Source organism: Mycobacterium syngnathidarum, from assembly GCF_001942625.1.
Lineage (GTDB): Bacteria > Actinomycetota > Actinomycetes > Mycobacteriales > Mycobacteriaceae > Mycobacterium > Mycobacterium syngnathidarum.
Window position 1 is genome coordinate 124,920 of record NZ_MLCL01000062.1, and the last position, 12,354, is coordinate 137,273.

The window sequence follows — 12,354 nt, forward strand, 5'->3', positions numbered from 1 at the left end:
CTCCCGGGTTAGGTTCGGCGGGTGACTGCCCAGTGGCACCTGGGGCCGCTCAGCGTCGGGGTGCACAACCTGTTCGTCGCCCTCGGGGTGTCCGCGGCATTGCTGGTCTTCGTCTCCGAGGCCCGCAGACGCGGCGCGGTCAACGAGCAGTCGGTCGTCGCCGCGGCCGGCGCGCTGATCGGTGGCGCGATCGGGATGAGAATGACCGGGTGGCTACGGCACCTGGACTTCAGCGCCAATCCGAGCCTGGCGCAGGCCTGGCAGTTCGGCTCGCGCAGCATCCTCGGCGGGCTGCTCGGCGCCTACCTCGGTGTGCTCATCGCCAAACGAGTCGGTGGTTTCCGCGGAAAAACCGGTGATCTGTTCGCCCCCGCAGTAGCACTCGGCATGGCCATCGGCCGCATCGGCTGCCACCTCACCGAAGCCCCCGGCCGGCCCACCACACTGCCCTGGGGCATCCATGCCCCGGCCGACACCCCCGAATGTCCGGGGTGCCTCACCGGCGCCGCCATGCACCCGTCGTTCCTCTACGAGATCGCCTTCCAGCTCACCGCATTCGCTGTGTTGCTGTGGTTGCGGCCGCGCATCGGCAAGCCCGGGGAGTTGTTTGTTCTCTACGTCGCCGGCTACGCGGTATTCCGATTCCTCGTCGAGTTCGTCCGGGCCAACGAGACCGTATGGCTGGATCTGACCCGCCCGCAATGGTTCCTGCTGCCGTCGTTGCTGATCCTCGGATTTCGGCTGTGGTACGGCCATCGCCGCGGGTACTATCGCAAACCAGCCCACCCTCAGGAGGTGCCCGTATGACGACACCGCCCGGCCCACCTGACGACACACCTCCGCACGGCGGCGGCCCACCGGAGGATTTCGGGCCGCAAAGCTTTGAACCACAGGGCATTCCACCCGCCTATCACGGCGGTCCACCCGCCCCGCCACCGCCGGCCCCTGGCTACCCGGCCTATCCGTACCCACCGGGCCATCCCTACGGCCCACCGCCACAGCCTCAGCGGCGCATCTCCGTCGCCATGGTGATCCTCGGGCCGTTTCTCTATGCCGCACTCAACCTGGTGATCGGTTTCATCGCCTTCATGGGCGCCGGAGCCACCGACAGCGCCGGCGGCAGCGCCAATGCGGTGCTGGGCGGGGCGGCAGTGCTGTTGGCGTTCATCGCCTTCGGCGGCGGAACCCTGATGCTGCTGTCGAAGAACCCGACGGCCAAGGGCCTCGGTATCGGGCTGATGGTCGGCTGGGCCCTGGTTTCACTGTTCACCGCCGGGTTCTGCACCGGCGTCAACCCCGACCTGTACGGCATATGAGCGCCGGAATGGCGTTGCGCGGTGACCGGCTGCACCGGTACGTCACCGCCTTCTGCCCGCACTGTCACGACGAGGCCCCCGAGCGTCCACTGCCCGACGTCGAACGTCTGGCCGGCATGCTCATCGAACGCGACGGCCGCGTCTGGCTCGAACGCGGCTGCCGCACACACGGATTGGTTCGCACCCTCTACGACGAGGATCCCGAGATCCTGTCCTACCTGGAGGAGTGGACCGCCCCGACAAAAGCTCACACGCCCGATGTGGCCGGGAACTTCGACCCGATCCCGTCGGCCTATCTTCGCGGCCTGCCCGAAATGCAGACGCAGCACACCTGCATCCTGCTGGCCGACATCGCCGAGACCTGCAACCTGCGCTGCCCCACCTGCTTCACCGACAGCTCGCCCGATCTGCGCCACGTGGTGCCGACCGCCGATGTGTTGGCCAACGTCGACCAGCGGTTGGCGCGCGAGAACGGCCGCCTCGACGTCCTGATGCTCAGCGGCGGCGAACCAACGCTGCACCCAGACCTGACCGAGCTGCTCGACGAGCTGGCGGCCCGGCCGATCACCCGAATCCTGGTGAACAGCAACGGAGTCCGCATCGCCAATGACGACGCACTGCTCGACCTGCTCACCAGGCACCGCGAACGCGTCGAGGTATACCTGCAATACGACGGAGTGTCCGAGCAAGCGCACCGCCACCACCGCGGCGGCGACTTGCGGCGGACCAAGAGCCAAGCCCTACAGCGGCTCTCCGAGCGGGAGATCTTCACCACCCTAGTGATGACCTGCGCACTGGGAGTCAATGACGGCGAGATCGGCGACATGGTCCGACTTGCCCTGGACACCCCGTATGTCGGCGGGCTCACCATCCAGCCGCAGTTCGGCTCGGGCCGCTCCGGTGCGATCGACCCGATGGACCGGCTCACCCACACCGGGGTGCTCAAACGGCTGGGTCCGCAGACCGACGGTGCCGTCACCTGGCGCGACCTGACCGCGCTGCCCTGCTCACACCCGCACTGCTGCTCGGTCGGCTACCTGGTCCGCGACGACGGCGACCAATGGCGCTCGCTGGTGTCGGTGATCGGTGCCGAGAGCCTGAAGGACAAGCTGGGCCTGGTGTCCAATCGCATCGCCGACACCGAGATCCCCCGCCAACTGCGCATGGCGGTGCAGGAGTCCCTGCTCGGCCTGCTCTCGGAGCAGTCCTCGCTGTCACATCCACAGATCGGCGACGTGTGGCGGGCGATCTGTGAGAGCTGCGACCTGGGGATGGGGACCCTGCTGACGCTGGCATCCTCAGCCCTGCCGGGACGCCGCCGCAAGATCCGTGCGTTGCTGGGCGAGCGCGTGGTGCGGCTGACCGTGAAACCGTTCATGGACATGTCCACGATGATCGAAGAGCGCCTCATTCAATGCTGTGTGCACGTGGGCACCCGTTCGCCGCAGCCGGACTCGGCCCAGCACCAGTGCGCGCCGTTTTGTGCCGTACAGGCCTGGCCTGCGCTCGGACGTCAACGGTTGTCCCTTTCGGCGGGGCGGGCATTACCGCTCACCGAGATTCGATGAGGCGCCGAACAGGCTGGTCACCTCCGTATCAACCTGACCGCAGTGCTCAGATCCCAGGTCAACGCGGCTTTCTGCCAAGCGCCAATGGCAGAAACTGTGAACTAGTGTTCCTAACCGTCCTCTTAAGCTGCTAACTTGCCATGAAGTGGGTGTCCCACTGCCGGGGGGCCTGCCACCTCTTTTTGGATCAGTCAGGAGTGAATGCCTTGAAGATGACAAATATCAGTACGGCCTTCGCCGCAGCGGCCGTCGCCGCAGCGGCGATCGTCGGTGGCGCCCCGATGGCGCTCGCCGACGACGTTGCCGTCACCACCGCTGCGCTCGGCGGCCAGGGCAAGCTGGACGGCGGCACCCAGGTCTGGACAGTGACCGATCTCAAGCCCAGCACCGACACCATCAACTACACGCCCCGCGGCACCCTGTGGGAGGTCACTGCGACCAACGAGGCCCTGCAGGGCTCCGTGACGCCGATCGTCTCCAACTTCAACGTCCGCGCCGCCGACGGCCAGAACTACCGCGCGCTGTTCCAGGTGCCCAGCCAGCAGGGTGTCAACCCGGCCACCCTGGCCCAGGGCCAGAAGACCAGCGGCAAGATCTACTTCGACGTGACCGGTGACCAGCCGACCTCGGTCGTCTACAACGCCGGCGGTAACGACGTCCTGGTGTGGGACAAGGCTGCGGCGCCCGCCGCGGCCCCCGCTGCCAACGCGCCGAAGCGTCAGGCACCCGCCGCCCCGGCTGCCACCCCTGCCGCTCCGGCCGCAGCCCCGTCGGGTGCAACTCCGGCCGCTCCGGCCGCTGCCACCCCGGCCCCCGCGCCCGCCGCCTCGCCGGGTGCTGCTCCGGCCGCCGCAGGTGCCGGTAGCCGCGCGACGGACCTGCCCGCCGCCACCCCGGCTCCGGGTGCTCCGGCCGCTACCCCGGCCGGCACCGAAGCCGTTCCGGCCGCTCCGGCTCCGGGCGCTCCGGCCCCTGAGTCGACCCCGGTCGCTCATGGCATGCCGGTCGCCGAGGGTGCCCCGGCACCGGCCGCCGCGGGTGCGGGCAACGCCGCCACCGCGGTGACCCCGGCCGAGGGCGTGCCCGCCGAGGGTGCTCCCGCCGCCGTGCCGGGCGCTCCGGCTGCCCCGGCCGCTCCGGCTCCGGACGCTCCCGCCGCTCCGGCTGCTCCGGCTTCCGAGCCGGCGCTGGTTCCCGCCGGCACCCAGCCGGTCGTCACCACGCCCGCCCCGGCCCCCGCGGTCGCCCCGGCGAGCAACCACGGGCCTGCGTCCTGATCTAGGCAAACACGGCAACGGCCGGACGCGGGCAACCGCGTTCGGCCGTTGTTTTATGTGTGGAGCCCGGTCCGACCCGGCCGGGTCCCGCCTGCCCGGTCCCGCCTGCCCGGTCCCGCCTGCCCGGTCCCGCCTGCCCGCCGCTTTCTACACCCGGGCTGCGCCGCCGCGCGAGGTACAGCCCCACGGTAGAAAACGGCGACGGATGGCGCCCGAGGCAGAGAAATCGGCGCGCCCAGAAGCGCATTCAGGAACAGGTCAGGCGATCGACAGCGCGATGCCGTCGAGAATGTCGTGCTCGCTGACCACCAGTTCCCCGATGCCGGCCTCGCGGCCGAGAACCGCCGCCAACTCCTCGACGATGATCGCGCCGCCGCCGATCACATCGGCACGGCCGGCGTGCATCGGCCCGAGCGTCAGGCGCTGCGCCTTGGTCATCCCGATCAGCCGCTCGCACACCCCGAGCAGATCATCGAATCCGATGCGAGACAGGTGAATTGCCTCAGGATCGTACTCAGTCATCCCCTGCGCCAGCGCTGAGAGGGTGGTCATCGTCCCGGCCACACCGACCCAGGTGTGCGCCCCTTCGACCGGCACCACGCGCAGCGCATCGGCCAGGCCGTCACGGGCCACCGCTCGCGCCTGCTCCACCTCGGCCGCGGTCGGCGGGTCGGAGTGCAGGCACCGTTCGGTCAGGCGGACACATCCGATGTCGGCCGAGTAGGCGGCCTCTACCGCCGTGCTGCCGCGCACCAGTTCGGTCGAGCCCCCGCCCAGGTCGACCACCACGAAAGGCCCAGCGGTAGGGTCGAGTTCACCGACCGCACCGCGGAACGACAGCTCGGCCTCTTCCGTGCCGGTGATCACCTCGGCCACCGCCCCGGGCACCACCTTGCCCAGCAGTCGCGCAGTCATCGCGAAGAAGTCGTCACGGTTGCCGGCGTCGCGCGCCGCCGAGGTCGCCACCATCCGCACCGCGGTGACCGAATGCTCGCTCATCAGCGCCACGTAGTCCGCCAGCGCGGATTCGGTGCGCGCCAACGCTTCTGGAGCGAACTGCCCCGTGGCGTCGACGCCCTGGCCCAGCCGGACCACCCGCATCTCGCGGTGCACATCGCGCAGCTTCCCGTCCGCGACGTCGGCGATCAGCAGACGAATCGAGTTGGTACCACAGTCGATTGCGCCGACCCGGCGCGAGCCGTCGATTGCGCCGACCCGACTCAAACCCACACCTCCGGATCCAGGATTCCGGCCATCGCCGGCTCAACCGCCAGCAGTGCCAGCGCCTCATCGCCAAAAGGATTGACCCCGCGACCCTTTGCCAACGAGTGGGCCATCACCACGTGCAGACACTTGACCCGATCGGGCATGCCACCACCGGTGAACGTGGTCCCCAGCGGTTCGATCGCGTCCCGCTCGGCCAAATACGACTCGTGCGCCCGCAGGTATGCCGCAGCCAGATCCTCGTCGCGCTGCAGCCGTTCGGACATCTCCCGCATCAGCCCGGAGGATTCCAGCCGGCTGGCGGCCGCGGTGAGCGCCGGATGCGTCAGGTAATACAGCGTCGGAAACGGCGTACCGTCGGGAAGCTTCGGCGCGGTCTTGACCACCCCCGGCTCCCCGTTGGGACACCGATAGGCGACCTCCAGCACTCCGCGCGGTTCACGGCCCAACTGCCGTGTCACGGCCTCGATGTCGGCGGGATCAACCATTGGGACCTCGGGGTTCAGCAGGCGGAGGCGGGGCCGGCGGCCCACCCGAAGGAGGCCCACCCGGGGCCGGAGGTCCGCCGATCGTCGGGGAAACCCCGTGCGGCTCATCGGCAATCGTGTGCCACAGCGAGGTATACCAGGGCTGGCCGGCCGGCACTGTCGAGCCGGGAAGCACAGGAGCTCCCGAATCGTCCGACACCAGAGCCCCAGGCGGCAACTGCACTTGGTACGGAGTGTCGCCGGGCATGACGAAACCCAGCCGCTCTCTGGCCTGTGCCGCGATGTACACCGGATCGGCCAGCTTGACCTTCTGCTGCTCCAGGTCGGCGATCTGGGCCCGCAACTGCTGCTCGCTGGCCTTGAGCTGTTTCATCTCGGTGCGCTGGGCGAAGTAGGTGCGGACCGGCCCGGCGATGGTCAGAGTCAACACGCATACCACCGCGGCCAGGATCGCCGCCCGGCGAGCCGTCGACCCGAACCGCTGTTCAGACTGCAGCTCGGCTTGCTGCTGAGCTTGCACCGCAATGGCTTTGGTGACCTTTTCCTCGGCCACCGGATCAGCCTGCGCCGGACGAGATTCAGCTGCCCGGCGGCGGGCCTGTGAAGCGCGCGGCCGCTTCGACTCCCCGGCCTTGCCCGGCTTGCCGGGCCGGGAGGCCGGAGACCTTCGTTTCGGATCGGGCCGCTTCGCTTCGGGCATCGACGTATTGGGTGCGCAGACGCCTGCGTTACTTGGCCTCGAACCGCGGGAACGCGAGATCGCCCGCGTAGCGCGCGGCGTCGCCGAGCGCCTCCTCGATGCGCAGCAACTGGTTGTACTTCGCCACGCGCTCACTGCGGGCCGGGGCGCCGGTCTTGATCTGACCGCTGCCCACCGCGACCGCGAGGTCGGCGATGGTGGTGTCCTCGGTCTCGCCGGAACGGTGGCTCATCATGGTGCGGTACCCGCTGTTGTGCGCCAGCGCAACGGCATCCAGTGTCTCGGTGAGTGTGCCGATCTGGTTGACCTTCACCAGCAGCGCATTGGCGGCGCCACGCTCGATACCGTCCTCCAGACGCTCCGGGTTGGTGACGAACAGGTCGTCGCCGACCAGCTGGATCCGGTCACCGATGGCCGAGGTCAGCGCGACCCAGCCGTCCCAGTCGTCCTCGGACAGCGGATCTTCGATCGACACCAACGGGTAGGAGTCGATCAGGCCGGCGTAGAACTCGGCCATCTGCTCGGCGGTGCGGGTCTCCTTCTCGAAGGCGTAACCCGTACCGTCCGTGTAGAACTCGGTGGCGGCGACGTCCAGCGCCAGGGCCACGTCGCTGCCGAGCTTGAATCCGGTGGCCTCGACGGCCGTCGCGATCAGGTCCAGTGCGGCCTTGGTGCCGGCGACGTCGGGGGCGAAGCCGCCCTCATCGCCGAGACCCGTCGACAACCCCTGCTTCTTGAGCACAGACTTGAGCGAGTGGTACACCTCGGCACCCCAGCGCAGCGACTCCTTGAACGACGGCGCGCCGATCGGGGCAACCATGAATTCCTGGACATCCACCCCCGTGTCGGCGTGGGCACCGCCGTTGAGGATGTTCATCATCGGCACCGGAAGAATGTGTGCGTTCGGCCCACCGAGGTAGCGGAACAACGGCAGCGCGGCGCTGTCTGCCGCGGCCTTGGCCACCGCCAGCGAGACACCGAGGATGGCGTTGGCGCCCAGACGAGACTTATCCGGTGTGCCGTCGAGGTCCAGCAGGGCCTGGTCGACGAGGCGCTGATCGTCAGCGGCCAGGCCGATGATCGCCGGCGCGATTTCGTCGAGCACGGCCTCCACAGCCTTTTCGACGCCCTTGCCGCCGTAGCGGGAACCGCCGTCGCGCAGCTCCACCGCTTCGTGCTCGCCGGTCGACGCACCCGACGGCACCGCAGCCCGGGCGAACGTGCCGTCGGTCAGGGCCACCTCGACCTCGACCGTCGGGTTGCCACGGGAGTCGAGGATCTCGCGGGCTCCAACCTGCTCGATGATGGGCACTGGCTTCTCCTTATTGAGTCCTGCGTGTATGGATGAGACTAGAGCGTGGCCCGCGCGACGGCGTGTTTGGGCGTGTCAGTGGCCTCACTCGTGGTGTCACAGGCCGTGACCGGCCGCGTATGCCGTCGCCCAGTCCCGGACCATCCGGGCGTACTGCTCGGAGTTGTTGTAGGCCTTGAGCGCCTTCATCCAGCCCCGGGGTGTGGACAGGTCTTTGCCGTACCAGCACAGCAGCCCGGCGGCCGAGAGCGCCGCATCGTCGAAATTGTCCGGGCTGACCACACCGTCGTTGTTGGCGTCCACCCCGAAATGCCCCCAGGTCTCCGGGATGAACTGCATCGGCCCCATGGCGCGGTCCATCAGCGGATCCCCGTCCAGCTTTCCGTGGTCGGTGTCGGGAATGCGCAGGTTGCCCGCGGTCCCGTCGAGTTGCACACCGCGGATCGGCGGGGTGACGTCGCCGTTGCGGGCGATCATCGCGCCGCGGTAGGTGCCGTGGTGGCTCTCAACCATGCCGATGCCGGCCAACGTGGTCCAGGCCAGCCGGCAATTGGGGTTCTCCACCTGGGCCACGCGTGCCGCGTAGGCGTATGCCTCGAGGGCGTTGACGGGCATTCCCAGCGCGGGAGCCCGCTGCGCGGCCCACTCATGCAGCTGATCGGTGGGCCTGCCCTTGGCGTAGGTGTCGATCGCGGGCACCGGGTCCCCGGCCGGCGGCGGCACACCCTCGGGAATTGGGGTCCCCAGATGCCACGAACAGCTGGATGCCAACAGCAGCGCTGTCGCAGCAATTACGGCGACAGCCCGCAGCCAACGCACTGGCGACACCGGACTCCCTCAACCCCGCTCTATCTGATGGGCCATCGTCGCATGCGCGCCCATGAACGCGGCGAGCGACGGGTCCGTGCCAGAAGAACGGCAGGTGAAGTCGGCAGGACCCACAGGCCCCCCTGCTAAGGTGAGCCACGCCTTGCTATGGCAAGCCAAGGCTACGTCTTTTATGGTGATTTCACCCCGGACGAACGAGGACGCATTGACGACTGCCATCTCGGACGTTCCGACCAGCACACTGGCCGCGTCCAACGTCACATCGCAGGTGTTCGGCAGTGGCCTGATCGGTTTGCGGGAAGGCCTCGAAGCCGCCATCGTGGTGTCGATCCTGGTCGCATTTCTGGTCAAATCCGAACGCCGCGACGCGCTCAAATGGGTGTGGCTGGGAGTGGGCGCCGCCATCGCCATGACCGTCACCGTCTTCCTGGTGATCCAGTTCGGTGAGAACACCATCAGCGGACTCGGCGCGGAGGCCATCGCCGGTATCGCCTCACTGATCGCCGTCGTCATCGTCACCACCATGGTGCTGTGGATGAAAAAGGCGTCCGCGTCGATGTCCGGCCAATTGCGCGGCGACATGTCGCAGGCGCTGCAGACCGGCGGCCTTGCGGTGGCGCTGTTGGCGTTCCTGGCAGTGGGCCGTGAAGGTGTCGAGACCGCGCTGTTCATGGTCGGCTACGCCGAGGCCGAGACCCTCTGGCCGCTGACCGGCCTGATCATCGGGGTGCTGATCGCCGCGGCCATCGCCTATGGCATGTACGCAGGTGCGGTCCGGATCAACCTGGGCAAGTTCTTCATGTACACCGGCATCTTCCTGATCGTGGTGGCTGCCGGCATCCTCGCCTACGGCATCAAGGCGCTGCAGACGGTGGGCTGGATCCCGGGGTTGAGTGCCAAAGCCTTCGACATGAGCGGCGCGTTCGACTGGTCGGCCTGGTACGGCGAGATCATCCAGGGCGTCTTCAACATCGACCCGACGCCGACCGTGCTGCAGTTCAGTGCGTGGCTGGCCTACATCGTCGTGGTGTTGGCGCTGTTCCTGAAGCCGTTGCGGGCCGCGGACGGCGCGGCGGCCAGTGCTGCGACTTCCTCCGAGACTTCCTCCGAGCCGACCGTCGAGTCGGAGAACTCCACCACATCCGAAAGGTCGACCAAGTGAAGCTGACTCCTGCCGTCAAGACCGGATTCGCCGCCACCGCCGCGGTACTGGCCGGCATCTCGATGACTGCCTGCCAGGCCAAAGAGAGCAACGGCGGCAACGCGAGCGGCGACGGCAGCAGCAAGGCCCCCGCGATCACCGTCGACGCCTCCGACACCGAGTGCAAGCTGTCCGGCACCACCGCGACGACCGGGCCCAGCACCTTCGAGGTCACCAACAACGGCAACAAGGTCACCGAGTTCTACGTCTACGGCGAGGGTGAGCGGGTCATGGGCGAGGTGGAGAACATCTCCCCCGGGCTCAAACGCCAGTTGATCGTCCAGCTCACCCAACCGGGCACCTACCGGACCTCGTGCCGCCCAGGCATGGTCGGTGAAGGCATCCGCGGCGATTTCGTGGTGACCGGCGAGGCCGTGCAGGTCGACACCGAGGGCAAGTTCAAAGAAGCTGCCGACAGCTACAAACGGTACGTGCTCAGCCAGGTCGACGCGCTGGCCCCGTCCACCGAGGCGTTCGTCGCGGCCGTCAAAGCGAAGGACGTCGCGAAGGCCAAGTCGCTGTATCCGACCACGCGCACCTACTACGAGCGCATCGAGCCGGTGGCGGAGGCTTTCCCCAACGATCTCGATCCGCGGATCGACCTTCGCGAGGCGGACCTGGAGGAAGGCCAGAAGTGGACAGGGTTCCACGCCCTGGAAAAGCAGCTGTGGGTGACCGGTCTGCAGCCCGACGCCAACGCACTGGCCGATCAGTTGCTGGCCGACGTCAAAGAACTCGAGTCCGGGGTGAAGGCTCCGGACTGGACGATCGACTCCACCCAGATCGCCGGTGGCGCCCAGGGTCTGCTCGACGAGGTCGCAATGAGCAAGATCAGCGGTGAAGAGGACATCTTCAGCCACACCGACCTGTGGGACTTCAAGGCCAATGTCGAAGGTTCGCAGACCGCCGTCGCCTCGGTGCGGCCTATTCTCGACGAGCGCGACGCCGAGCTGGGCAAGCGCGTGGACACCCGCTTCGCCGATGTCGAGAAGTTGCTGGAAAAGTATCGTGACGGTGACGGCTTCATCTCCTACGACAAGGTGACCGAGCCGCAACGCCAGGAACTGTCACGCGCCATCGACGCGCTGAGCAAAGAAGTGAGCCAGGTGCAAGGTGTCATCGCCCAGCAGTGAGCAGCCGCTCGCTGCATCAGATCCCTCGTCGACGTCGGGTTTTTCGCGGCGCAAGCTGTTCGGTGCCGCCGGGGTCACCGCCGCGGTAGTCGGTGCGGCCGGCGCAGGTGCGCTGGCCGGCCGGGCTTCTGCGGCCAGCACCCCGCACGGTGCCCTGCAGGGGCCGGTTCCGTTTCGCGGTGACCGGCAAGCCGGCATCATCACCGAAGCGCAGGACCGCATGCATTTCTGCGCCTTCGACGTCACCACCGACAGCCGCGAGGACATCGTCGCCCTGCTCAAGCAGTGGACCGAGATGGCCGAGCGGATGACGCGTGGCGAGGAGACCGAGGACGGCGGCGCGGTGGACGGCAATCCGTATGCGCCCCCGTCGGATACCGGGGAGGCCCTGGGCCTGCCTGCCTCACAGCTCACCCTGACCATCGGGTTCGGGCCATCGTTCTTCGTCAAGGACGGCAAGGACCGCTTCGGCATCGCCGACAAGCAACCCGCCGAACTCAAGGATCTGCCGAAGTTCCCCAACGAGACCATGGATCCGGCTCGTTGCGGGGGCGACATCTGCGTGCAAGCGTGCGCCAACGACCCGCAAGTCGCGGTGCATGCCATCCGCAACCTGGCCCGCGTCGGGTTCGGCACCGTCGCGGTGCGCTACTCACAGCTGGGGTTCGGCCGCACCTCCTCGACCACGCGGGATCAGGCCACGCCGCGAAACCTGTTCGGGTTCAAGGACGGAACGAACAACCTCAAGGCGGACCAGACCGACCTGCTCGACAAGAACGTCTGGGTGGCCGAGGGTGATGGGCCGGCCTGGCTCACCGGTGGCAGCTACCTGATCACCCGGCGGATCCGGATGCGCATCGAAAACTGGGACCGCACCACACTTCTGGAGCAGGAGCGGGTGATCGGTCGACAGAAGGGCAGCGGCGCCCCCAACGGACTGCAGCAGGAGTTCGACGAGCTCAATTTCGAGATCACCGATGGCAAGGGCAATCCCAAGATCGATGTCGATGCGCATGTGCGGCTGGCCTCGGCAGAGCACCTGGGCGGCATCGAGATCCTGCGCCGCGGTTACAACTTCACCGACGGGACGGACGGGTTCGGGCACTTGGACGCGGGCCTGTTCTTCATCGCATTCGTGCGCAGCCCCGACAAGCAGTTCATCCCCATGCAACGGGAACTCGCCCGCAACGACGCCCTCAACGAGTACATCACCCACACCGGGACGGCCATTTTCGCGTGCCCGCCCGGGCTGCGTGACGGTGACGCCTCGGGGTACTGGGGTTCGACGCTGTTCGAGTGAGCTCTTG

At 67.9% G+C, this 12,354-nt stretch carries 12 protein-coding genes; 7 read left to right on the forward strand and 5 right to left on the reverse strand.

From position 1 onward, the window contains the following. Nucleotides 1–21 precede the first annotated feature (21 nt). The 4 genes from BKG60_RS16190 to BKG60_RS16205 all read left to right on the forward strand — a co-directional run bounded on the left by BKG60_RS16190 (nt 22) and on the right by BKG60_RS16205 (nt 4,161). On the forward strand, nt 22–807 hold the full coding sequence (locus tag BKG60_RS16190) for a prolipoprotein diacylglyceryl transferase (protein ID WP_070944589.1): 786 nt from the start codon (nt 22–24) through the stop codon (nt 805–807). Further along, complete coding sequence (locus tag BKG60_RS32505; protein ID WP_239252641.1) at nt 804–1,316, forward strand: hypothetical protein; 513 nt, start codon at nt 804–806, stop codon at nt 1,314–1,316. The genes BKG60_RS16190 and BKG60_RS32505 overlap by 4 nt, the downstream gene beginning before the upstream one ends. Beyond that, nucleotides 1,313–2,884 (forward strand): radical SAM protein, encoded by a 1,572-nt coding sequence (locus BKG60_RS16200; protein WP_070944588.1) that lies wholly within the window; start codon nt 1,313–1,315, stop codon nt 2,882–2,884. The genes BKG60_RS32505 and BKG60_RS16200 overlap by 4 nt, the downstream gene beginning before the upstream one ends. A gap of 212 nt (nt 2,885–3,096) precedes the next feature. Then, complete coding sequence (locus BKG60_RS16205; protein ID WP_242663577.1) at nt 3,097–4,161, forward strand: MPT63 family protein; 1,065 nt, start codon at nt 3,097–3,099, stop codon at nt 4,159–4,161. 258 nt (nt 4,162–4,419) lie between these two features. On the opposite strand, the gene BKG60_RS16210 is transcribed toward BKG60_RS16205, so the two are convergent. From BKG60_RS16210 to BKG60_RS16230, 5 genes are all read right to left on the reverse strand, one after another. Continuing rightward, nucleotides 4,420–5,385, reverse strand: coding sequence for a Ppx/GppA phosphatase family protein (locus tag BKG60_RS16210; RefSeq protein ID WP_070944705.1), 966 nt, complete (start codon nt 5,383–5,385; stop codon nt 4,420–4,422). Continuing rightward, nucleotides 5,382–5,873: a DUF501 domain-containing protein gene (locus BKG60_RS16215; protein ID WP_070944704.1), complete on the reverse strand. Its 492-nt coding sequence runs from the start codon at nt 5,871–5,873 to the stop codon at nt 5,382–5,384. Before BKG60_RS16215 ends, BKG60_RS16210 begins: the two co-directional genes overlap by 4 nt. Beyond that, nucleotides 5,866–6,573 (reverse strand): FtsB family cell division protein, encoded by a 708-nt coding sequence (locus tag BKG60_RS16220; RefSeq protein ID WP_070944586.1) that lies wholly within the window; start codon nt 6,571–6,573, stop codon nt 5,866–5,868. Before BKG60_RS16220 ends, BKG60_RS16215 begins: the two co-directional genes overlap by 8 nt. Nucleotides 6,574–6,601: 28 nt before the next feature. Further along, entirely contained in the window at nt 6,602–7,885 is a 1,284-nt protein-coding gene (gene eno / locus BKG60_RS16225) for a phosphopyruvate hydratase (protein ID WP_070944585.1), read from the reverse strand. Nucleotides 7,886–7,981: 96 nt separating this feature from the next. Beyond that, entirely contained in the window at nt 7,982–8,713 is a 732-nt protein-coding gene (locus BKG60_RS16230; protein ID WP_070944584.1) for a lytic transglycosylase domain-containing protein, read from the reverse strand. A 205-nt stretch (nt 8,714–8,918) separates the two neighbouring features. Here BKG60_RS16230 and efeU point away from each other — a divergent pair, with 205 nt between their 5' ends. Genes efeU through efeB form a run of 3 tightly spaced genes read left to right on the forward strand, consistent with a single transcriptional unit; the run spans nt 8,919 to nt 12,347 of the window. After that, on the forward strand, nt 8,919–9,875 hold the full coding sequence (gene efeU / locus BKG60_RS16235; protein WP_239253202.1) for an iron uptake transporter permease EfeU: 957 nt from the start codon (nt 8,919–8,921) through the stop codon (nt 9,873–9,875). Continuing rightward, nucleotides 9,872–11,047, forward strand: a complete 1,176-nt coding sequence (efeO, locus tag BKG60_RS16240; RefSeq protein ID WP_070944582.1) for an iron uptake system protein EfeO — start codon at nt 9,872–9,874, stop codon at nt 11,045–11,047. Before efeU ends, efeO begins: the two co-directional genes overlap by 4 nt. Then, complete coding sequence (gene efeB / locus BKG60_RS16245; RefSeq protein WP_070184814.1) at nt 11,028–12,347, forward strand: iron uptake transporter deferrochelatase/peroxidase subunit; 1,320 nt, start codon at nt 11,028–11,030, stop codon at nt 12,345–12,347. The genes efeO and efeB overlap by 20 nt, the downstream gene beginning before the upstream one ends. Nucleotides 12,348–12,354 lie beyond the last annotated feature (7 nt).

What these genes read in the sequence shown, in the direction of transcription:
- BKG60_RS16220 (WP_070944586.1), bottom strand. Translation starts at nt 6,573, where the DNA reads ATGCCCGAAGCGAAGCGGCCCGATCCGAAACGAAGGTCTCCGGCCTCC.
- BKG60_RS32505 (WP_239252641.1), top strand. Translation starts at nt 804, where the DNA reads ATGACGACACCGCCCGGCCCACCTGACGACACACCTCCGCACGGCGGC.
- BKG60_RS16200 (WP_070944588.1), top strand. Translation starts at nt 1,313, where the DNA reads ATGAGCGCCGGAATGGCGTTGCGCGGTGACCGGCTGCACCGGTACGTC.
- BKG60_RS16205 (WP_242663577.1), top strand. Translation starts at nt 3,097, where the DNA reads ATGACAAATATCAGTACGGCCTTCGCCGCAGCGGCCGTCGCCGCAGCG.
- BKG60_RS16215 (WP_070944704.1), bottom strand. Translation starts at nt 5,873, where the DNA reads ATGGTTGATCCCGCCGACATCGAGGCCGTGACACGGCAGTTGGGCCGT.